This is a genomic window from Amycolatopsis anabasis, from assembly GCF_009765355.1.
In the GTDB taxonomy this organism is placed as follows: Bacteria; Actinomycetota; Actinomycetes; order Mycobacteriales; family Pseudonocardiaceae; genus Amycolatopsis; species Amycolatopsis anabasis.
Genome location: NZ_VTHK01000031.1, coordinates 24,619 through 44,201 on the forward strand (window position 1 = coordinate 24,619; position 19,583 = coordinate 44,201).

General features: G+C 70.6%; 23 protein-coding genes. 10 read left to right on the forward strand and 13 right to left on the reverse strand.

Translation table 11 applies throughout. The annotated features are described in order from the left end of the window. Positions 1-48 precede the first annotated feature (48 nt). The 6 genes from FXO23_RS32685 to FXO23_RS32710 all read right to left on the reverse strand — a co-directional run bounded on the left by FXO23_RS32685 (position 49) and on the right by FXO23_RS32710 (position 4,426). Positions 49-378 (reverse strand): YciI family protein, encoded by a 330-nt coding sequence (locus FXO23_RS32685; protein ID WP_158889401.1) that lies wholly within the window; start codon positions 376-378, stop codon positions 49-51. After that, positions 360-1,226, reverse strand: coding sequence for an alpha/beta fold hydrolase (locus FXO23_RS32690; RefSeq protein ID WP_246258176.1), 867 nt, complete (start codon positions 1,224-1,226; stop codon positions 360-362). Before FXO23_RS32690 ends, FXO23_RS32685 begins: the two co-directional genes overlap by 19 nt. Beyond that, complete coding sequence (locus tag FXO23_RS32695; RefSeq protein WP_218952212.1) at positions 1,223-1,561, reverse strand: YciI family protein; 339 nt, start codon at positions 1,559-1,561, stop codon at positions 1,223-1,225. The genes FXO23_RS32690 and FXO23_RS32695 overlap by 4 nt, the downstream gene beginning before the upstream one ends. 91 nt (positions 1,562-1,652) lie before the next feature. Further along, a complete protein-coding gene (locus FXO23_RS32700; protein ID WP_158889403.1) occupies positions 1,653-2,549 on the reverse strand; it encodes a GNAT family N-acetyltransferase in 897 nt (298 codons plus the stop codon). Positions 2,550-2,762: 213 nt separating this feature from the next. Further along, entirely contained in the window at positions 2,763-3,428 is a 666-nt protein-coding gene (locus tag FXO23_RS32705) for a GNAT family N-acetyltransferase (protein ID WP_158889405.1), read from the reverse strand. A gap of 35 nt (positions 3,429-3,463) precedes the next feature. Then, positions 3,464-4,426 carry a helix-turn-helix transcriptional regulator gene (locus FXO23_RS32710; RefSeq protein WP_158889407.1) on the reverse strand — a complete coding sequence of 321 codons (963 nt, stop codon included), beginning with the start codon at positions 4,424-4,426 and terminating at the stop codon, positions 3,464-3,466. Between the two features lie 91 nt (positions 4,427-4,517). Here FXO23_RS32710 and FXO23_RS32715 point away from each other — a divergent pair, with 91 nt between their 5' ends. The 3 genes from FXO23_RS32715 to FXO23_RS32725 all read left to right on the forward strand — a co-directional run bounded on the left by FXO23_RS32715 (position 4,518) and on the right by FXO23_RS32725 (position 6,613). Then, entirely contained in the window at positions 4,518-5,354 is an 837-nt protein-coding gene (locus tag FXO23_RS32715; RefSeq protein WP_158889409.1) for an arylamine N-acetyltransferase family protein, read from the forward strand. A gap of 71 nt (positions 5,355-5,425) precedes the next feature. Continuing rightward, positions 5,426-6,064 (forward strand): DUF899 domain-containing protein, encoded by a 639-nt coding sequence (locus tag FXO23_RS32720; RefSeq protein WP_158889411.1) that lies wholly within the window; start codon positions 5,426-5,428, stop codon positions 6,062-6,064. A 24-nt stretch (positions 6,065-6,088) separates the two neighbouring features. Further along, positions 6,089-6,613, forward strand: coding sequence for an SRPBCC family protein (locus FXO23_RS32725; RefSeq protein WP_158889413.1), 525 nt, complete (start codon positions 6,089-6,091; stop codon positions 6,611-6,613). Positions 6,614-6,622: 9 nt separating this feature from the next. Here FXO23_RS32725 and FXO23_RS32730 read toward each other — a convergent pair whose 3' ends face one another. Then, positions 6,623-7,564 (reverse strand): helix-turn-helix transcriptional regulator, encoded by a 942-nt coding sequence (locus FXO23_RS32730; RefSeq protein ID WP_158889415.1) that lies wholly within the window; start codon positions 7,562-7,564, stop codon positions 6,623-6,625. Between the two features lie 105 nt (positions 7,565-7,669). Between FXO23_RS32730 and FXO23_RS32735 the strand changes: the two genes are divergently transcribed. Together FXO23_RS32735 and FXO23_RS32740 are read left to right on the forward strand one after the other, a co-directional pair. Then, complete coding sequence (locus tag FXO23_RS32735) at positions 7,670-8,086, forward strand: VOC family protein (RefSeq protein WP_158889417.1); 417 nt, start codon at positions 7,670-7,672, stop codon at positions 8,084-8,086. Positions 8,087-8,229: 143 nt separating this feature from the next. Further along, positions 8,230-9,030 carry a putative protein N(5)-glutamine methyltransferase gene (locus FXO23_RS32740; protein WP_158889589.1) on the forward strand — a complete coding sequence of 267 codons (801 nt, stop codon included), beginning with the start codon at positions 8,230-8,232 and terminating at the stop codon, positions 9,028-9,030. Here the strand turns inward: FXO23_RS32740 and FXO23_RS32745 are convergent. After that, positions 9,021-10,127 (reverse strand): TetR/AcrR family transcriptional regulator, encoded by a 1,107-nt coding sequence (locus tag FXO23_RS32745; RefSeq protein WP_158889419.1) that lies wholly within the window; start codon positions 10,125-10,127, stop codon positions 9,021-9,023. The two genes, FXO23_RS32740 and FXO23_RS32745, sit on opposite strands and share 10 nt — an antisense overlap. A gap of 108 nt (positions 10,128-10,235) precedes the next feature. Between FXO23_RS32745 and clpX the strand changes: the two genes are divergently transcribed. Further along, entirely contained in the window at positions 10,236-11,519 is a 1,284-nt protein-coding gene (gene clpX, locus FXO23_RS32750) for an ATP-dependent Clp protease ATP-binding subunit ClpX (protein ID WP_158889421.1), read from the forward strand. Here the strand turns inward: clpX and FXO23_RS32755 are convergent. Beyond that, the gene (locus FXO23_RS32755) at positions 11,516-11,980 is read right to left on the reverse strand and encodes a winged helix-turn-helix transcriptional regulator (RefSeq protein WP_158889423.1); all 465 of its coding nucleotides are present in this window, start codon (positions 11,978-11,980) and stop codon (positions 11,516-11,518) included. The genes clpX and FXO23_RS32755 overlap by 4 nt on opposite strands. Positions 11,981-12,077: 97 nt before the next feature. On the opposite strand from FXO23_RS32755, the gene FXO23_RS32760 reads away from it, so the two are divergent. After that, positions 12,078-13,343: an MFS transporter gene (locus FXO23_RS32760; RefSeq protein WP_158889425.1), complete on the forward strand. Its 1,266-nt coding sequence runs from the start codon at positions 12,078-12,080 to the stop codon at positions 13,341-13,343. Positions 13,344-13,622: 279 nt separating this feature from the next. Here the strand turns inward: FXO23_RS32760 and FXO23_RS32765 are convergent, their stop codons facing one another. After that, complete coding sequence (locus tag FXO23_RS32765; protein ID WP_425484931.1) at positions 13,623-13,997, reverse strand: hypothetical protein; 375 nt, start codon at positions 13,995-13,997, stop codon at positions 13,623-13,625. Between the two features lie 78 nt (positions 13,998-14,075). Here FXO23_RS32765 and FXO23_RS32770 point away from each other — a divergent pair, with 78 nt between their 5' ends. Then, positions 14,076-14,861, forward strand: coding sequence for a glycerophosphodiester phosphodiesterase family protein (locus FXO23_RS32770; protein WP_158889591.1), 786 nt, complete (start codon positions 14,076-14,078; stop codon positions 14,859-14,861). Here the strand turns inward: FXO23_RS32770 and FXO23_RS32775 are convergent. Continuing rightward, positions 14,858-15,490 (reverse strand): transglycosylase family protein, encoded by a 633-nt coding sequence (locus tag FXO23_RS32775; RefSeq protein ID WP_425484932.1) that lies wholly within the window; start codon positions 15,488-15,490, stop codon positions 14,858-14,860. The two genes, FXO23_RS32770 and FXO23_RS32775, sit on opposite strands and share 4 nt — an antisense overlap. A gap of 286 nt (positions 15,491-15,776) precedes the next feature. Here FXO23_RS32775 and FXO23_RS32780 point away from each other — a divergent pair, with 286 nt between their 5' ends. Both FXO23_RS32780 and FXO23_RS32785 read left to right on the forward strand, forming a co-directional pair. Continuing rightward, positions 15,777-16,526, forward strand: a complete 750-nt coding sequence (locus FXO23_RS32780) for a thymidine kinase (RefSeq protein WP_179956948.1) — start codon at positions 15,777-15,779, stop codon at positions 16,524-16,526. A gap of 226 nt (positions 16,527-16,752) precedes the next feature. Further along, positions 16,753-17,100: an RNA polymerase-binding protein RbpA gene (locus FXO23_RS32785; protein ID WP_158889431.1), complete on the forward strand. Its 348-nt coding sequence runs from the start codon at positions 16,753-16,755 to the stop codon at positions 17,098-17,100. An 85-nt stretch (positions 17,101-17,185) separates the two neighbouring features. On the opposite strand, the gene FXO23_RS32790 is transcribed toward FXO23_RS32785, so the two are convergent. Both FXO23_RS32790 and lnt read right to left on the reverse strand, forming a co-directional pair. Next, positions 17,186-17,953: a polyprenol monophosphomannose synthase gene (locus tag FXO23_RS32790; RefSeq protein ID WP_158889433.1), complete on the reverse strand. Its 768-nt coding sequence runs from the start codon at positions 17,951-17,953 to the stop codon at positions 17,186-17,188. A gap of 13 nt (positions 17,954-17,966) precedes the next feature. Then, positions 17,967-19,580, reverse strand: coding sequence for an apolipoprotein N-acyltransferase (lnt, locus tag FXO23_RS32795; RefSeq protein WP_158889435.1), 1,614 nt, complete (start codon positions 19,578-19,580; stop codon positions 17,967-17,969). Between the last annotated feature and the right edge of the window lie 3 nt (positions 19,581-19,583).

The window sequence follows — 19,583 nt, forward strand, 5'->3', positions numbered from 1 at the left end:
CCGGATTCGGGTGACCCGCGCCAGGACCGGGTCACCCGAATCCGGGCGTCATTCCCAGATCGGGCGCACCTCGACCATGCCGTACCGGGCGGCCGGGTGCAGTGCGGCGATCTCGACGGCCTCGTCGAGATCGCCGCACTCGATCACCGTGTAACCGCCGACCTGTTCCTTGGTCTCGGCGAACGGCCCGTCGGCGAGCAGCACTTCGCCGTCACGGACCCGGACCGTTTTGGCTTCCGGCGGTGGGCGCAGGCCCGCGCCGCCGCGCACCACGCCGCGGCGTTCCATCTCCTCGCCCCAGCCGCCGCAGCCGTCGACCTCCGCGGCCATCCGCCGGCCGGATTCCTCGGTGCCACAGATCAACAGCAGGTATCGCACGGGATTCTCCTCATCGGGCCCGGGTGTCGGCGGCAGTATGGCGGATCAGCTCGGGCAGCACGGTGTCCCAGGCGGTGCGCGGGAGTTCGCGTCCCATGCGTTCCACGGTGAGCAGCCGGGCGCCGGGGATCTCGGCGGCCAGCGCGGTGCCGTGGCCGAGCGGGAACAGCGGATCCTCGGTGCCGTGGACGACCAGGGCGGGATCGCCAGGGTTCGCCCCCGCTCAGGAGCCCGTGGTTGGTCATGGACGCGGCGATGTCGCGGGTGCGGTCGAGGACGCGTTCCGCGACGGCCCGGCACCCCGCCTCGTCGAACGGCCGGGATTCGGCCGCGTACCGCCGGAAATCGGCGACCAGGTAGTCGAGGACGGCCGCGCGGTCCGCCCAGTCCGGTTCGGGCAGCTCACCGGTGTGCAGCCGGGGTGAGCTGGGCGGAAGGTCCGGATCACCGGGGCCGCCGCTGGTGGCGATCAGGGTGAGCGAGGCGATCCGGCCGGGGTGCCCGAGCGCCACCAGCTGGGCGATGGCGCCGCCCATCGACAGGCCCACAACATGGGCACGGGCCACCCCGAGGCCGTCGAGCAGGCGCACGGGATCGGTGAACAGGTCCTCGCCGGTGTAGCCCGGCGCGCCCGGCGGGTAACTCGTCGAACGGCCGGTGTCGCGGTGGTCGTAGCGGATCACGAACCGGCCTGCGTTCGCGAGGCGGGTGCAGAACTCGTCCTCCCACCAGTCCATCGCGGCGCTCATGCCCATGATCAGCAAGACGGCCGGATCGCCCGCGTCGCCGAACGTCTCGACGCGGAGTTCCGCCCCGCCGACCGGGACGGTCGTCTCGGCGCGCCTCATGCTTCCCACACCGGCCGCACCTCGATGACCCCGAACCGCGCGACCGGGTGCCGCGACGCGATCTCGAGCGCTTCGTCGAGGTCGGCGCATTCGAGCAGGCACAGGCCGCCGACCTGTTCCTTGGTCTCGGCGAACGGCCCGTCGGTGCGCAGTACCTCGCCGTCGCGGACCCGCACGGTGGTCGCGTCGCTGCTGGGATGCAGGAGTTCACCCCCGCGGTACATGCCCCGGCGTTCCACCTCCTCGATCCAGGCGCGGACCTCCTCCCGGCCGCAGACCTCCACCGACGGCGGCCCGCCGATTTCCTCGCCGCCGATCATGAGCACGTATCGCACCAGTTCCTCCTTCGCAGGGCTTCGGTATGACTCCGACGAACGGGAGCGCCCCGGACCGACAGAGATCATCTCCTCTTCGCGCGCGATCCGCTCACGGCCGGACCAGATCGATCCGATGCTGCTCGACCGGGTACCCGGCCTTGGCGAAAGCCGCGGCCATCGGGGTGTTGGTCACGTCGGTTCCGGCGACGATCCGGTCGGCGCCGTGTTCGACGAGCAGGTGCGTGGCTTCGACCAGGAGGTCGTAGGCGTACCCGTGCCCGCGGTGCTCGGGGACCACGCCGATGTACCCGATGACCGGGTCGCTGTAGTGGTGGCAGGGTGCGGCGAGCCCGACGAGGTCACCGGCGGGGGAGTAGGCCAGCCGCCACCAGTCGCGCGGGCTGGGCATCCAGCGCAGGTAGCCGAGGTCTTCCCGCGCGGCGGCGTCCAGGCCGGACGCGGCGATCGTGCGGCGGGCATGGGCGTCCAGGCTGCCTCGGTGCAAGCGACGGAACACGTCCAAGATCACCGAGTCGTCGGGTTCGGGGCGGAATTCGAGGCGCCTCGGGCGCGGTGGCAGGCCGTGCTCGCGCGTCCAGCGGTACCGGTAACGCTCGACGAGCGGGGTGAGGCCCGCTCGCCCGGCGGCTCCGATCCGGGCCTCGGCCGCCGCGCGCACGGCCGGATCGTCCCGCCACCCCGGCGGCAGCCGCAGCTCGTACTCGGTGGGTAGCGGCGCGGTGCGCAGCAAGGCAGTTCCGGCGTCCGCGTCGGTGAAGTCGAACCAGTCGAGGGTGACCGGTTCGTCGTCGTCCGGGCCGCCCCACCAGGCCGCGCGGGCCACCACGGTGTCCCCGCGCAACGCGACCCAGGTCCATTCCGGGCGGTAGTTCTGCTTGTCGTAGCGCCCGCCGAACGCGGCGAAGCCGACCAGTCCGGGATCGGGCAGGGCGTCGAAGAGGTGTTCCTCGCCCGCGCGCAGCGGGCGGATGACCAGATCGGTCATGGGATTCCTTCCGGAGAGGCGACTGCGCTCCCGGTCAGATCCGCGGGGCCCTCGAAGCGGGGCGGGAGCGCATGATCGTGTTGGTGATCATCGTTCCCACCTCCTCCGGCTCGGTCGAGGGCGCCGCCGCAATCTAGCGAACCGCCCGACGCGGGTTCAACCGGAATAGTCCCGGAGACCAGGATGTTCTGCTGGGTCACGGCGAAACGGACCTCATCGGTCGCGAGGCCTGCGGGCCACCACCATGGTCGCGCGGTGGACCCAGCCCAAGGTCGGATACAGATGCTGCCCGTCCGGAGTCGCCACCAACAGCCCCGTGGTGGCACCGCGATCCCGGGCCGCGACAACCAGTGCGCCCATGACGGCGCTGCCCAGCCCGCGCCGCCGGTGCGCCGGGTCCGTGCCGATGTCGTGCGCCACCGTGTCGGCGCCGACGACGGCCGCGGTGCCCCAGGCCGCACGCTCGCCGGAAGCGTGGGTCACGTTGGCCTCGAGCACCAGCCCGTGGACGGTGACCGCGCTCGAGTAGCCCGCGGGCGGGGTCCGCGACGGATGCTCCCGGAGATCGGCGGTCATCAGCCATTCCGGCTCACCGAACGGTTCCAGCCCGGCGGCCTTGAGGATCGGCCCGACCGCCTCCGGCTGCCGGGTGGGGACGGTCAGCCAGTTCGCGTGCGCGCACTCGGCGACCTCGGCGGCCAGCGCGCGCAAGGAATCCGGGTCTTCGTCGGGGTCCAGGACGACGACCTCGACGTGCTGTCCGGGCAATCCGATCGGCACGTGCAGGGCGCCGCGGGCCTCCGCGGCGGGGTGGAGCCCCTTGGCCAGACCCCAGCCCGCCTGCCAGCGGCGGACCAGAGCGGGCATGGATTCGGTCATACCCGCAAGGCAACCACGCGGGACCGACAGTTTCCTCAGCGCGCCGAAGTGCCCGCGGCGCGCAGCACCCGGGTTCCGAGCTCGCGCAGGTACTCGGTGAGTTCCGCCGGTTCGTGCACCTCGAACTCGCAGCCGAGTCCGGTGAGGCGGAACGCGAGCCATTCCAGGGTGTCGGCGTGCCCGTGCCACCGGCAGGTGTGCTCGTCCAGTGCCGCCAACTCGCCTCGGCCGCCCAGTTGCCGCGCCACCCGGGCGATCGGGGTGTGCAGCGTCGCCACGACCCGGTAGGTGGGGGCCAGGGAGTAGAGCTTGTCGGTGAAGAACGCGGCCGCGTCCTTCCCGGGCAGTTCACGCCCGTCCGTGCGCGCTCCCGTTGCCTGAGGTTTCCGGATCCGGTCGACGCGGAAGGTCCGCCAGTCCTCGCGGTCGTTGTCGAACGCGATCAGGTACCAGCGATGACCGGCCGTCACCAGCCGATGCGGATCGGCGTGCCGCCTGCTCTCCTCGCCGTCGTTCGACTCGTACCCGAACCGCACCCGTTCCCGGTTGGCGATCGCCGCGGCGAGCACGGTCAGGCTCTCCGGATCCACCGTCGGCCCGGTTCCCGGCACCGGCACGGTCGCCGCGCCCAGCGCGCCGACCCGGTAGCGCAGCCGCGAGGGCAGCACCCGCTCCAGCTTCGTCAGCGCCCGCACGGACGCCTCCTCGATGCCGTCCACGGCCTGCCCGGCCGCGGTGCGCAACCCGACCGCGATGGCCACCGCCTCCTCGTCGTCGAGCAGCAGCGGGGGCATGGCCGACCCGGCGACCAGCCGGTAGCCGCCCTCCGCGCCCATGGTCGCCTGCACCGGATAACCCAGTTCCCGCAAGCGGTCGATGTCCCGCCGGATCGTGCGGGGACTGACCGCCAACCGGCGCGCGAGTTCGCTGCCGGGCCATTCCCGTGGGGTCTGGAGCAGGGACAGCAGGCTCAGCAAGCGCGCCGGGGTATCGGTCATACCGTTCAGCATGCCACCGATAGGGGACGAAAACTGACCTATATCGGGAACTGCTTGACCTCCACCGAACTGGAGGTTCCACAGTGATCACATGAGCACACTGACCGGAGAGAAGTCGCAAACCGACGAGTGGAACACCACCGCCCTCGACGTCGACGCCTACCTCAGGCGCATCGGCCATCCCCGCGTCGAACCCTCGGCCGCCGCCCTGCGCTCGCTGACCGAGGCGCACGTTCGCGCCATCCCGTTCGAGAACATCGACGTGATCCTGCGCAGGCACCGCGGGCTGGCGCTGGACGTGGTGGCGGGCAAGCTGGTGGGGCGGCAGCGCGGCGGCTACTGCTACGAACACGCGCTGCTGTTCGCCGCGGTGCTGGAGAACCTCGGCTTCGAGGTGCGGCGCAGCGTCGCCCGGGTCCAGCCGGACCGTTCCGGGCCGCGCACGCACATGATCCTCGTGGTGCGCGCGGACGGCATCGAGCACCTGGTCGATGTCGGCTTCGGCGCCGGACAGCTGTACCCGGCGCCGCTGCGCGACGGGGCGCTGATCGACCAGGCCGGCTGGGAGCACCGGGTGACCCGGGACGGTGCACTGTGGACACTGGCCAAGCGGACCGGCGAAGGCTGGGAGATCCTGCACGAGTTCGACGGCACGCCGCAGCGGCCGATCGACTACGAGGTCTTCCACCACTACGTCTCCACTCACCCGCGGTCGCCGTTCTACGGCCAACTGGTCGTCATGCGCCTCGACCACGGCGTCAACAAGCGCCTCGTCGGCGACACACTCACCGTCGAGCACGCCGACGGCCGGGTCGAGCGCACCCCGGTGACCGCGGCGAACCTCGAGGAGATCCTGCGCGGCCTCGACGTCGTCCTGGACGCCGAGGAACTCGCCGCATTGCGCCAATGGTGGGAAACGCGGAACTGACCCGACCGGGAAGGTCGAAAGCGGGCAGAGTCGTTCGTCGGCGGAGCGAACGGCTATCGAAGGAGGACGAGATGACGCTGCCCAAAATCGTTTCGCGGGAGGAATGGCGCACCGCGCGCGAGGACCTGCTCGTCAAGGAGAAGGCGGCCATGCGGGCGAACGACGCGCTCAGCGCCGAACGCCGCGCGCTGCCCATGGTCGCCATCGACAAGAAGTACGTGTTCGAGGGACCGGACGGCGAAGTCGGCCTGCTCGACCTGTTCGACGGCCGCCGCCAGCTCATCGTGTACCACTTCATGTTCGACCCGAGCTGGGACGAGGGCTGCTCGAGCTGCTCGTTCCTGGTCGACAACATCGGTCACCTGTCCCACCTGCACTCCCGGGACACCGCGCTGGTGCTCGTCTCCCGGGCTCCGCTGCCGAAGATCGAGCGGTTCCGGGAACGCATGGGCTGGACCGCGCCCTGGGTGTCCTCCCACGGCACCGACTTCAACCACGACTTCCACGTCACGAGCGACGAGGGCGAGGCCCCCGGGCTGAGCGTCTTCCTGCGCGACGGCGACACCGTCTTCCACACCTACTCGACCTACGCGCGCGGCGGCGAAATGGTGCTGGGCACCTACCACTTCCTGGATCTGACCCCGCTGGGACGGCAGGAGGAGGGCACCGGGATCATCCATTTCCGCCACCACGACAAGTACGACGCCTGACCGCGTCGGGAGGGGGATGACCACGTGCGATACGCGGACGGTCCGGCGGTCGAATGCGAGGTGCTCGTCGAGGCGACCCCGGACCGGGTGTGGGCACTGGTGACCGATATCGAGCTGCCCGCCCGGTTCAGCCCGGAACTCCAGCGCGTGCGCTGGCTCGACGGCGCCGAAGGCCCGGCGATGGGCGCCCGGTTCGAAGGCCGCAACGAGAACTCGGGGCTGGGGGAGTGGAAGACCGTCTCGCGCGTGGTCGAATTCGACGCCCCGCGGGCGTTCGCCTGGGCCGTGTCGGATCCGGACGGCCGGTTCGGCGACCCCGAACCGCGGAAACCGTTGGCCACCTGGCGCTTCGAACTCACCCCCGAGGGCGGTGGCGTCCGATTGCGCCACGGCGCGCGGCTCGGCCCGGGCCGGTCCGGGCTCAACCAGTACATCGACCGCATGCCGGAGCAGGAAGAAGCCATCGTCGAGCACCGGCTCGCGAACCTGCGCGCCGCCATCGAGAAAACGCTGCACGGCATCAAGAGCCTCGCCGAACAACCCCGCTAGGGCCGCGGATCAGCCGTACCGCGCGGTGAGTTCCGCGCCGAGCCTGGCCAGTTCGGCGCGGACCGGGCCCGAGTCCACGACCTCGACGAGCGCACCCCAGCCCGCCAGGTGCTGCGCGATCATCAGGGGCGTCGGCGCGGCCACCCGCACCCGCACCCGTCCGTCGTCGAGCCGGTCCTCGAGCGCGCAATGCCGGCCGAACTGCGTGCGCAGGACCGGCAGGTACCTGGCCTCGGCGAGCACCGCCGCCGAGACGAGCGAGCGCCGCTGCTCCACCTCGTCGACGACCCGGTCCCAGGCTTCGGGCAGGGCGAAATCGGCGGGACGCTCGGCATCGAGGTCGGTGACCGCGGTGCCGAGGATCCGGTCGACGCGGAAGGTCCGCTGCCCCTGCTCGGTGCCCGCCACGAGGTACCAGATGTCGTCCTTGTCGACCAGGCCCCACGGATCGACCAGGCGCCGCGTGCGATCACCGGCGCGGTTCGCGTACTCCAGCCGGACCTTGCGGCGCCGGACCACGGCGTCCTGCAGCACGTCGACCAGCTCGGGACGCTCGCGCTCGCGTTCGCCCCACCGGACCGGGTCGATCACGACGGCGTCGGCCGCGGCCTCGGCGTCGGTGCGGAACGTGCCGGGCAGGGCGCGGACGAGCTTGCGCAGCGCCGATTTGACCTCCGGCGCGGCCGCGGCCGCCGGACCGGCGAGCAGGAACAGCGCCCGGGCCTCGCCGGCGGTGAGCCCGCTCAGGTCGGTCCGGGCGCCGCCCACGAGCGACCAGCCACCCCCGCGCCCGGGCTGGGGGTACACCGGGACCCCGGCGGCGGACAACGCTTCGAGATCGCGGCGGGCGGTGGCCACCGAAACCTCGAGCTCCTCGGCCAGCTCCGCCGCCGTCACCCGGCCGCGGGACTGCATCACCAGCAGGGTGGCCACCAGCCGATCAGCACGCACAAATCCAGTCTCCCGCTAAAAGTGCTCAGTTGATGAGCACTTTATCGCCCAGGATGACCGGTGTAGCCCACGGCGGATGCCCGCCCCGACGAAGGAGACACCGAAATGCTGCGCGGACTCACCACCATCACGTTCTTCGCCGACGACTTGACCGCGGCCAAGGACTGGTACACCGAGCTGCTGGGCATCCCCCCGTACTTCGAGCGGCCGGTGGCAGTCCCGACCGCGTACCTGGAGTTCCGCATCGGCGACTACCAGCACGAACTCGGCATCCTCGACCGCCGCTACGCGCCCCACGGCGCCGGGGACGGCCCGGGCGGGGCCGTGGTGTACTGGCACGTCGACGACGTGCAGGCCGCTTTGGACCGACTGCTCGCCCTGGGCGCCAAGGAACACGAGTCGGTCACCCACCGCGGAGCAGGGTTCGTCACCGCGTCCGTGGTCGACCCGTTCGGCAACATCCTGGGCCTCATGTACAACCAGCACTACCTCGACGTCCTGGGCGCCGGCGGTGCGCGGTAGTGTTGTTCCGCAGCAGTGGACCGACCGAGGAGGTGAGCCCGATTACCGCAAGTTCCGGCCGGGCGCTCGCACCTCGCGGCCAGGCGGTTCACGTCGGCTAGGTGACCGAGAGCCCCGTCATCGGCTTTCCGAAAGGCGCTCTCATTTCTGTTTCCCCGTCACCCTGTTCCCCTGCCGTCATCGTCGCCCGGCTCCGGGCCGCGGGTTGCGTTTTCGCCGAGGACGAGGCACGGCTGCTCATCGCCTCGGCGCGAACGCCCGGTGACCTCGACACCATGGTCGACCGGCGAGCCGCCGGTGTGCCCCTCGAGCACGTGCTCGGCTGGGCCGAGTTCTGCGGACTGCGGATCGCCGTGGACCCCGGGGTCTTCGTGCCCCGCCGCCGCACCGAGTTCCTGGTCCGGCAGGCCGCGGCGCTTGCCGGCCCCCGGGCCGTGGTCGTCGACCTCTGCTGCGGCTCGGGCGCGGTGGGCGCGGCACTGGCCACCCTGGCCGACCGGATCGAGTTGCACGCCGCCGACATCGATCCGGCCGCGGTGCGCTGCGCCCGCCGCAACGTCACCGGCCGCGGCGCGGTGTACGAAGGGGACCTGTACGACGCGCTGCCCACCACTCTGCGGGGACGCGTGGACATCCTGGTCGCCAACGCGCCCTACGTGCCCACCGAGGCGATCGGGTTGATGCCGCCCGAAGCCCGCCTGCACGAGCCGCGGGTCGCGCTCGACGGCGGCACGGACGGGCTCGGCGTCCAGCGCCGGGTGACCGCCGCGGCGGCGCGATGGCTGGCGCCGGGCGGTCACCTGTTGATCGAGACGAGCGAACGACAGGCGCCGCGAACCGTGGAAGCCTTCGCCCGCAACGGATTGATCCCGCGGGTCGCCGGTTCCGCGGAACTGGACGCCACCGTCGTGATCGGCACCAGGCCCGCGTGGTCCTACCGGTGACCGGACCGCTGGGTTCCCGGTGCGGGCTCCCGCTCGAAGGTGGCGACGGCGTGGCAGGCGCCGAAACCGTCCGCACGGGCGACGATCCGGCCCGCCTCGACGCGGACGGCGGCCTCGGTGCCGTCGCTGACCGCGGGCACTCCGGCGGCCGCGGCCAGGGCGCCCGATTCGTCGCACACCACCCGCAGGTTCGGCCAGGCCGACCGGGGGAACGCCTGGCGCAGGCAACCGCAGAGATCCGCGATCGTCAGCCGGGCCAGTGGCGCGAGTTCACCGGGTTCGCCGGTGACCAGGACGGCGGTGATCTCGGCTCCCGCGGGGGCGGCCCGCACCGCCTGTTCGACCGCGGAGAGCCGGTGCAGCCCGAGGATCGCCACCACGCCGTCCCCGGTGAGCGCCGCGGGTTCGCCGCGCAGCGCGTCGACGACGTCCGGCGGTGACCACCGCTCATCGGCTGGGCGCGCTCGCAGCAGGAACGGGGGAGCGGGCCAGGTGTCCTGGAGGTCGAGACCGGCGAGCCGTTCGCAGGTGCTGATGATGTTGAACGGCTCGATGAAGCCGGGCGCGGTGGCGGCCATCTGGCGCGCCCCGTGCAGGATCGTGAGCGCCGCCTCCGCCACGCGCACCTGGCGGCCGGGCGCGGTCTCGGACGAGCCCAGCCGTTCCAGCGCCAGCCCGAGCAGGATCGCGTCCAGCATCATCAGCTGCGCGAACGGCCGCCGCAGCCGCTCGTCGGCGAGGACCTCGGGCATCAGGTCCATGCCGAGCCGGGCCGTGCCCTGATCGTCGTTCTCACCCATCGGCAGCCGCGCGACCCAGGCGCGGGCGAGCGCGCCGAGCACTTCCCGCGCGGTGCGGCCCGGCACCGGATGCGGCGGCTCGGGCGCGTGCTCGGCGAGATCGGCCAGGACCGCGAAGTAGAGCGCGCGCTTGCCGGGGAAGTTCGAGTAGACCGCGCCCCGGGTGAGTTCGGCGCGTTCGGCGATGACGTCGATCTTGGCTTCGCGGAAGCCACGCTCGGCGAACTCGTCCCGGGCCGCGTCCAGCACCTTCCCGCGGTTGCGCTTTTGTAGTTCCGCCCTGCTGAGCCGGACCATCGTGCTCCTACCTGTGGCATTGCCGTTCGTGCCGATCCAAGATACCGTGACCACTGAGATGTCATGAACATCTGATCCGGGCATTCACAGTTCAGGAGACGGCTCCGCGTGGCTCAGAAGAAGGACAACCTGCTCAGCTGTTCGTTCTGCGGGAAGAACCAGAAGCAGGTGCGCAAGCTCATCGCGGGCCCGGTCGGGATCTGCATCTGCGACGAATGCGTGGGACTCGCCAACGAACTCATCGCGGAAGAGCTCGTCCAGCCCACCGAACGCGGTGTGGGCGAGCCACCGAAACCGCGGGAGATCTACACCGCCCTCGGACACCACGTGGTCGGGCAGGAGGAGGCCAAACGGGCACTGTCCGTCGCGGTCTACAACCACTACAAACGCCTCCGGCCGGCAGGCCCCGCATCCGGGCGGCACGCGCCGAAGGACGAACCGGTGGAACTCGGCAAATCCAACATCCTGCTGCTCGGCCCGACCGGCTGCGGTAAGACCTACCTCGCCCAGACGCTCGCGCGCATCCTCGACGTGCCGTTCTCGATCGCCGACGCGACCACGTTCACCGAGGCCGGGTATGTGGGGGAGGACGTCGAGAACATCCTGCTGAAACTGATCCAGGCCGCCGACTACGACGTCACCCGCGCGGAGACCGGAATCATCTACCTCGACGAGATCGACAAGATCGCCCGCAAGGGCGAGAACCCGTCGATCACCCGGGACGTCTCCGGCGAAGGCGTCCAGCAGGCGCTGTTGAAGATCCTGGAGGGCACGATCGCGAACGTGCCACCGCAGGGTGGCCGCAAGCATCCCCACCAGGAGTTCATCCAGATCGACACCAGCAACGTCCTGTTCATCGTCGGCGGGGCGTTCGAGGGACTGGACCGGATCCTCGAGCAGCGTTCCGGGCGGCGGGGCATCGGTTTCGGCTCACCAGCACACATAGGGGAGCGGGACGACGCGCTGACCCGGGTGCTGCCCGAAGATCTCGTGAAGTTCGGACTGATCCACGAGTTCGTCGGCCGCCTGCCGGTGGTGTCGACCCTCCGGCCGCTCGATCGGGACACGCTCGTCCGGATCCTCACCGAACCGCGCAACGCGTTGCTCAAGCAGTACCGGAAACTCTTCGCACTCGACGGCGTCGAACTGGAGTTCACCGAGGAAGCCGTCGGCGCGATCGCCGAGCAGGCGCTGCTGCGCGGCACCGGCGCCCGGGCGTCCCGGGCGATCCTCGAAGAGGTCCTGCTGAACGTGATGTACGAGGTGCCCAGCCGGGACGACGTGGCCAAGGTGGTCATCGACCGGGACACCGTGCTCGACAACGTCAACCCGACCCTGGTACCGCGGCGGCACGCACCCCGCACGCACGAGGACCACGAAGAATCCGCCTAGCGCTCCGGTTCGCGGGTGGAGACCTTGTGGACGGTGGTGTCGTCGGGGCCCAGCCGCCGTCCGTCCTCGGACAGCACTTCCAGTGCGCGGAGGCGATGTCCCCGTCGGCGGTCGACCAACTGCGAGTGCGGTTCGCCGGGGGAGAAGAAGTTCTGCTCGCCCCACTGCCGCAGCGCCACGATGACCGGGAAGAGCGCTTTGCCCTTGGGAGTCAGCACGTACTCGCGGTAGGCGCTGCCGTCCGAGGCGGGGACGGATTCCAGGACACCACCGGCGACCAGGGTGCGCAGACGCGCGGCCAGGATGTTCTTCGCCACGCCGAGGCTGCGTTGGAACTCCCCGAAGCGCCGGCTTCCGTCGAAGGCGTCCCGCACGATCAGCAGGGACCACCAGTCGCCGATCGCGTCCACCGACCGCGCGACGGGACATTCGCTGTCGTCGAAGCGCGTCCTGGTCACCATGGCGTCCCTCACTCCCAACTCGGTTGCAACATGCTACCAAAAGAGTTTACCGTCGCCTTTGGTAGCAAGTTGAAACCAGATACGCGGAGGAGTGCCGATGCCCGGCAACGGTGAGGCTGTGCCACGACGGACCGAGGGCCAGGGCGGGGGAGGTTCCGCGTCCGGTCTGTCCCGTGGTGTCGTCATACTGTTCGCCGTCGCCTGCGGGGCCGCGGTGGCCAACGTCTACTTCGCCCAGCCGCTCCTGGTGACCATGGGCCAGGACCTCGGCATGAGCCCGGCACTCGTCGGCAGCGTGGTCACCCTCACGCACATCGGCTACGGGCTGGGACTCTTCTTTCTCGTGCCACTGGGCGACGTGGCCAACCGCAGACGGCTCGTCGTGGCCCAGTTGCTGCTCCTGGTGGTGGCGCTGGCCGTGGTAGCCACCGCCCGCTCGGCGGCGATCCTGCTCGCGGGCATGGCCGCGATGGGGCTGCTCGCGGTCGTCACGCAGACCCTGGTGGCCTTCGCCGCAGCACTGAGCCCTCCCGCCGGGCGCGGGCGGGTCGTCGGCCTGGTCACCAGCGGCGTGGTCATCGGAATCCTGCTCGCCCGCACCGCCTCCGGCCTCCTGGCCGATCTCGCGGGCTGGCGCTCCGTGTACCTCGCCTCGGCGTCACTCTCCGCCCTGCTCGCCCTGATCCTGTACCGAGTGCTGCCACGCCACAGCGCCGCTCCGCCGGTGAGCCTGCGCTACGGGCAGCTCCTGCGCTCCACGATCACCCTGTTCGCCCGGGAACCACTGCTGCGGCGCCGGGCCCTGTTCGGCCTGCTGATCTTCGCCGCCTTCAGCACCCTGTGGAGCAGCGTCGCGCTGCCGCTCAGCGAGGCCCCGTACTTCCTGTCCCACAGCGCGATCGGGGCGCTGGGGCTGATCGGTGTCGCCGGCGCCCTGGCCGCGACCGTGGCGGGCCGCCTGAACGACCGCGGACTCGCCCAGCGGACCACCGGCATCGCCCTGGCGCTGCTCGCCGCCTCGTGGCTGCCCTTGGCCTTCACCCGCAGCTCGTTCTGGGCCTTGGTCGTCGGGGTGATCCTGCTCGACCTCGCCGTGCAGGCGGTCCATGTCACCAACCAGACCCTGATCTACGCCCTGCACCCGGACGCCGGGAGCCGACTGATCGGCGGCTACATGGTCTTCTACTCGATCGGCAGCGCCACCGGCGCCATCGCCGCGACCTCCCTCTACACGGTGGCCGGTTGGGGAGCCGTATGCGCGCTGGGTGCCGCGTTCAGCTGCCTCGGGCTCCTGCTGTGGGCGTTCACTCGACGTCGCGTGGGAACCGCAGCGGGGCAGTTACACCCCAGCAGCGCTACTTAACATAATGTACATTATCGGCGCACGGATAACGCCGGGGAAGATGGGAGCGGGCGCTCCCAGCAGCCTCCTGTGCGGCCACGTTGACGCCCACCGTCCGCGCCATGCACCCCAGCGTCGCCGCGTCCGCTCCGCGAGCAACCGGTCGACCCCTCGCATGTCCGCCCCCATGCCTTCGGGAACCACTCCGGTAAGGCAGCCCGCTCCACCCCGGAAACCAGCCCGGGACACCACCCTATTTCGTCACCGTGACGTTTTGGGTCAGGGTTGCCGGACCTCGAGTCAGCGGAGTTGTTCGAGGTCCTGGGCGACTCGGGCCAGCTCGGTGGCCATCCGGCGCAACTCGGGCAACTCCGCGCCGTCGTCGGCCGCCGTGGCGACGTCCTCCGCGGCGCACCGCAGTTGGAACAGGCGGTCCTGCAAGGTGGCGATCTCGGCGTCGGACAGCACCACGGCATCCTCGGGCAGTCCGCTGCGCTGCACGGCGGCGCGACGCTCGTAGGCGCGCTGGCGGCAGGACTGCCCGCAGTACCGGCGCCGCCGCCCCCGGTTCTCACCCTGCGGCAGCCGGCGCCCGCACCAGCCGCAGTGCTTCGGCGCGCCGTTACGCCGCAACCCGGTCAATTCGTCACGTGACGTATCGACCGACTGTGCCAGATCACTCACGAATATGACCCTAACCGGCCATCGAACGCTCACGCCGAGGCCACGCCGATGGCGCAAACTGGAAGGGTGCTGAGCAACCGCCATCCCTACCTCGCCGACGCCCTCCCCCGTGCCTTCGCCCACCGCGGCTGGCATCTGGACGAACTCGACGGGATGGAGAACTCGCTCGCGGCGTTCCGGCGCGCGGTCGACGAGGGTTACCGCTATCTGGAGACCGACGTGCACACCACGTCCGACGGCGTGGTGGTCGTGCACCACGATCCCCAGCTGGACCGCACCACCGACGGGCACGGCGCGATCGCGCACCAGACGTGGGCCCAGGTCCGCTCGGTGAAGGTCGGCGGGCGCGAGCCCATCGCCCGGCTGGAGGACGTCCTGGAGGAACTCCCCCACGCCCGGTTCAACATCGACGTGAAGAGCAATGCCGCCGTCGAGCCGTTCGTGCGCGTCATGGAGCGCACCGGCGCCTACGAACGGGTGGCCGCCGCGTCGTTTTCCGACGGCAGGCTGGCGCGCCTGCGCAAGCTCGCCGGGCCGAAGCTGCTCACCTCGATGGGACCCCGTTCCGCCGCGGTGCTCTGGGCGAACGGCTGGGCCCCGTTGTTGCGCCTGGGTTTCCTGCTTCGCGGTGCGATGGCCCAGGTTCCGGTCAAACAGGGTGCACTGACCATTGTGGACAAAGCATTCCTCAGGTCGGCCGCCCGTTCCGGTATCGAGGTGCACACCTGGACGATCAACGAGGCGGACCGGATGCGTGAACTGCTCGACCTCGGCGTGCACGGGATCGTGACCGACCGGCCGGACCTGCTCCGCGAGATCCTCATCGAACGCGGAACCTGGCCGAGCGCCGCCTAGCGGGGCGGTTTGCCCTCCCAGGCGGCCTTCCACGTCTTCGGCCCGAGCCGTCCGGAATCGTTGATCCCGTTGGCCCGCTGCAGATCGAGCACGGCCTGCCGGGTCTTGTCGTAGTAGCAGCCGGTGCCGGTGAAGCCGTAGCCGAATGCGTTCATGCGGAGCTGGAAAGCCTTGAGCGGCGGCGCGCAGTCGCCGTACGCGTACACCACGCCGGGCCAGTCGGGCATCGGTCCGGGCGGGGGCGCCGGAGCCGGGCCGGGCGCCGGGGTGGGTGCGGGCGAGCCGCCGCCACCGATGTACTTCGCGTCCTGGTAGGTCGGTTTGCGCTTGCTGCGCGCGTCGCCGTCGTCGCGCAGGCCGAGCATGCCGGCGCACTCCCACGGCTGCCAGCCGCGCATCCGGTACAGGTAGAGCGCGCGGTAGTCCTGCTCGTGCGGGCTGGCCTGGTCCGGGCGTCCCTGGCCGCCGACGCTCTGCCAGGTGGGCAGGTTGAACTGGTAGGCGCCGTAGTAGCCGTTGCCGGTGTTCGCGTTGTACCGGCCGCTCGACTCGCACATGCGCAGCTTCGCCCACGCGCCGAACGAGGGGTCGGCGGAGGCGGTGGTACTCGTCCCCAGCTGGAAGCCCATCGCCACGACGGCGATGAGCACAAGTCTGCCGAGCGCTCGAGTCACTCCGCCAACACGGTGGTTCTGCATGTGAGCACAGTAAGGAACCAAACCCACGAGTCACAACAAAATCAGGAAAAACACCAGCATCACACACCACATGGGGGATGCATTCGAACGACACGCCGAAACTTTCCGTCCCCGGCGCCGGGCGTTTCCGATACCAGCAGAAACGGCATCGCGCCCGCGCGGCGCGGGCGCGCGTCGTTGATCGGCGTCCCGCGCGAGCCCGATAGGGTCGTCGGTCGTGACCCTGCTCGAGGACAGTGACCTGGACCCGACCGACGCCTTGTCCGCGGTACCCGCTGCCGGCGCCAGACGCAGCGCGCCGATGACCGGGAAGCTCAAGTTCTGCTACGGCCCGATGGATTGCGGGAAGTCGACGCTCGCCCTGCAGATCAACCACAACCACGCCCGGCAGGGCCGGCACGGGTTGCTGCTGGTGCGGCACGACCGCTCCGGGGCCCCGCAGATCAGCAGCCGGATCGGCATCACCCGGCACGCCATCGAGGTGGGCAACGACACCGATCTGCGCGTGCTGGTCCGCGCGCACTGGGCCCGCGGCCAGCAGGTGGACTACCTCATCGTGGACGAGGCGCAGTTCCTCTCCCCCGGCCAGGTCGATCAGCTCGCCGAGCTCGCCGACGACGTCCAGATCGACGTCTACTGCTTCGGCATCGCCACCAACTTCCGCAGCGAGCTTTTCCCCGGCGCGCGGCGGCTGTTCGAACTCGCGGACGAGTTGCAGCCGGTTCAGGTCGAAGTGCTGTGCTGGTGCGGGCTGCCCGGGCGGTTCAACGCGCGGGTGCGGGACGGCGAGGTGCTGCGCACGGGCGACACACTCCTGGTAGCGGACACCGAGCCCAGCTCAGTTGAAAGTTCACAAATCGAGCCCGATTTCACTACAGTGCGTTACCAAGTATTGTGCCGACGGCACTTCAGGCTCGGCGACCTTGGACCCACCTCGGGTCAACACGGTCAGTTACGGCTGACCTGAACCGCTAAAGGTATCGCCCAACTGGGGGATATCCCCAAGAAGAACGCCCTAAGCGCGTCACGTCGCGGCCTAGATCGTCTCCCATGGGAGGAAGCTGTTGCCGACGGGTGACGCAGCTCATCGTGAGCGACGACATGGTGTTCCGGGAATTACCGGACCGTCATCATCGTTGCTTAAAGTGAGCATCGCCCTGGCTCCACCCGGAGCCGACTGAAAGGATCCCATCATGGCCGACCGTGTTCTCCGTGGAAGCCGGCTGGGAGCGGTCAGCTACGAGACCGACCGCAATCACGACCTCGCACCTCGCCGTACGGTGCGCTACGCGTGTCCCAAGGATCATGAGTTCGAGGTGCCCTTCTCCGACGACGCCGAGATCCCCTCGGTGTGGGAGTGCCGCCTGCACGGCAGCGAGTCCGAGATCGTGGACGGCGGGCAGCCGGAGCAGAAGAAGGTCAAGCCTCCGCGCACTCACTGGGACATGCTGCTCGAGCGGCGTTCCATTCCGGAACTCGAGGACCTGCTGAACGAACGTCTCGCCGAGCTGAAGGGTCGACGGACCTCGCGCTCGGCCTAGCCGGACTAGGTAGCCACGCTCCCACCACGCGAACGCCCCCGTGTCCTCCCGCCACGGGGGCGTTCCTCGTGTCCGGGGCGGGCGTTCAGCGGCGGCGGAAGAGACCGCGCAGCTGCTCCCAGCGGCGCCGGGCGCCCCACAGGCCGACGCGGATCATGGCCTCGCGCACGATCGACCCGCTCATCTTGGACTCGCCGATCTCCCGCTCGGTGAAGGTGATCGGCACCTCCACGATCTCGAAGCCCGCGTTGTCGGTGCGCAGGGTCAGGTCGATCTGGAAGCAGTAACCGTGCGAGGCGATCTCGTCGAGCGGCAGCTTCTCCAGGACCTCGCGGCGGTAGGCGCGGAACCCGGCGGTCATGTCGTTGACCTTCACCCCGAGGGCGACCCGGGAGTAGACGTTGGCGCCGCGGGACAGCAGCCACCGCCGCGCCGGCCAGTTGACCGTGCTGCCACCGGCCACGTATCGGGAGCCGACGACCAGATCGGCGTCGCCGAGGGCTTCCAGCAGCCGGGGCAGGTCCTCCGGCGCGTGCGAACCGTCGGCGTCCATCTCGACCAGGGTCGCGTAGTCGCGGGCCATGCCCCAGCGGAACCCGGCCACGTACGCGGCGCCGAGGCCCGCCTTCTCGGTGCGGTGCAGGACGTGCACGCGCTCGTCGGCCTTGGCCAGTTCGTCGGCCACGTCGCCGGTGCCGTCCGGGCTGCCGTCGTCGACGACGAGGGCGTGCACCGCGGGCAGGGCCTCGTGCAGCCTGCGCAGGATCGGTCCGATGTTCTCCCGCTCGTTGTAGGTCGGGATCACCACCAGCACCGGCTCGATCGGCTGTGCCCCCCGCGGCCCCTGCGCCATTCGTACGTCCTCCCTAGGCGGCGCTGTCGCCGCTCGTTCGCTGTTCCTCGACGCCGCCGCGCCGGGTGCGGGACCGGACCACGAGTCCGGCGAGCACCCCTGCCAGTGCCGCGCCGACCAGTCCGTACTCCGTCCACGCACCGAGTCGATCCGACAGCGTAGTCGTTTGCCTCAGCGGTACGCGCTCGACCAGCGACGCGGCGGTGAACAGGCTGGTCGAGGCGCTGATGCTGCCGTCGGGCTGGACGATCGCGCTCACCCCGCTGGTCGCCGAGACGACCACCGCCCGGCCGTGCTCGACGGCGCGGAGGCGGGACATCGCGAGCTGCTGGTAGCTCATCTCGCTGCGGCCGTACCACGCGTTGTTGGTCGGCGCGGTGAGCAGTTCGGCGCCCGCCCGCACGGCGTCGCGGGCGGGGTAGTCGTACGCGGCCTCATAGCAGATCATCGCGCCGACCTTGGTTCCGGCGATGTTCAGCGCGGCGGGATCGCCGGTGCCGGGCACGCGGGCGTCGACCGAGCGGACGAACGGGGTGACCAGCTCGGCGAGTTCGCGGGCGGGGACGTATTCGCCGAACGGGACGAGTTGCTGCTTGGCGTACCGCTCCCCCTGCCCGGTGACCGGATCCCAGGCGACCAGCGCGTTCTCGTACTGGCCGTCGGGAAGTTCGTACAGCGCGCCGATCAGCGCCGGGGCGCCGTAGTCGGCGACCAGCTGGTCCAGCCGCGGATCGGCGCCGCGGACGTCGGTGGCCGTTTCCGGCCAGACCACGAGATCGGGTTTGGGCACCCGTCCGGCCCGGATGTCGGCGATCAGGCGCTCGCTCTCGGCGATGTGGGTCTTCCGGAGGTCGGCGCCTTCGACGAACATGCCCAGTCCGGTGTCCGGCGCGTTGCCCTGGACCGCCGCGACGGTCAGGCTTCCGTCCTGCGCGTCCGTGCCGATCGCGGGCCACAGCGCCAGCCCCGCGACGACCGGTACGACGGCGGCGAGCGCGGGGGCGATCAGGGGCCGCCAGGTCCGGCGCCGGAGGCGCGGCAGCAGCGCGGCGAGCCCGAAGCCGGAGAGCGTGACGGCCAGCCCGACCAGGGGCGCGCCACCGATCGAGGCGAGCGGGACGTATGCGCCCTCGGGCTGGCTGAAGCCGATCCGGCCCCAGGGGAAGCCGCCGAGCGGGAACCAGGCGCGCGGGGTTTCCAAGCCGATGAACACCAGGGCCATCCACAGTGGAGCGAACGGGAGCCGGGCGACCCAGGTGATCAGGCCACCGCCCAGTCCGAAGTAGACGGCGAGCGCGCCGGAGAGGCCGAGCCACGGCCACGGGCCGAACCCGGCGCCGAGGAAGTCCAGGATCCAGGTCAGCAGCGGCAGGAAGAACGCGAGCCCGAAGACGAACGCGTATCCGAAGCCGCCCCAGAACCGCCGCCGGTGCAGGACCAGGCCGAGCCCGGTGAAGGCGAGCGGGGCGAGCCACCACAGCGGGCGGGGCGCGAAGCTGAGGTACAGCACGAAACCCGAGGCCCCGGCGGCGAGCAGCCGGATCAGCCAGGGTCGCCACGGGCGGCGGATCGCCTGGGGTTTCCCGGGTTCCTCGACGGGCGCGGCGGGTTCCGCCTTTGCTGACACGCC

Excerpts from the sequence above, each read along its gene's own strand:
- FXO23_RS32785 (WP_158889431.1), top strand. The coding sequence starts at position 16,753 with ATGGCCGACCGTGTTCTCCGTGGAAGCCGGCTGGGAGCGGTCAGCTAC.
- FXO23_RS32715 (WP_158889409.1), top strand. The coding sequence starts at position 4,518 with ATGAGCACACTGACCGGAGAGAAGTCGCAAACCGACGAGTGGAACACC.
- FXO23_RS32735 (WP_158889417.1), top strand. The coding sequence starts at position 7,670 with ATGCTGCGCGGACTCACCACCATCACGTTCTTCGCCGACGACTTGACC.
- FXO23_RS32700 (WP_158889403.1), bottom strand. The coding sequence starts at position 2,549 with ATGACCGATCTGGTCATCCGCCCGCTGCGCGCGGGCGAGGAACACCTC.
- FXO23_RS32790 (WP_158889433.1), bottom strand. The coding sequence starts at position 17,953 with ATGGCGCAGGGGCCGCGGGGGGCACAGCCGATCGAGCCGGTGCTGGTG.
- FXO23_RS32745 (WP_158889419.1), bottom strand. The coding sequence starts at position 10,127 with ATGGTCCGGCTCAGCAGGGCGGAACTACAAAAGCGCAACCGCGGGAAG.
- FXO23_RS32690 (WP_246258176.1), bottom strand. The coding sequence starts at position 1,226 with ATGAGGCGCGCCGAGACGACCGTCCCGGTCGGCGGGGCGGAACTCCGC.
- FXO23_RS32705 (WP_158889405.1), bottom strand. The coding sequence starts at position 3,428 with ATGACCGAATCCATGCCCGCTCTGGTCCGCCGCTGGCAGGCGGGCTGG.
- FXO23_RS32710 (WP_158889407.1), bottom strand. The coding sequence starts at position 4,426 with ATGACCGATACCCCGGCGCGCTTGCTGAGCCTGCTGTCCCTGCTCCAG.
- FXO23_RS32720 (WP_158889411.1), top strand. The coding sequence starts at position 5,426 with ATGACGCTGCCCAAAATCGTTTCGCGGGAGGAATGGCGCACCGCGCGC.
- FXO23_RS32755 (WP_158889423.1), bottom strand. The coding sequence starts at position 11,980 with ATGGTGACCAGGACGCGCTTCGACGACAGCGAATGTCCCGTCGCGCGG.
- FXO23_RS32775 (WP_425484932.1), bottom strand. The coding sequence starts at position 15,490 with ATGGGCTTCCAGCTGGGGACGAGTACCACCGCCTCCGCCGACCCCTCG.
- FXO23_RS32760 (WP_158889425.1), top strand. The coding sequence starts at position 12,078 with ATGCCCGGCAACGGTGAGGCTGTGCCACGACGGACCGAGGGCCAGGGC.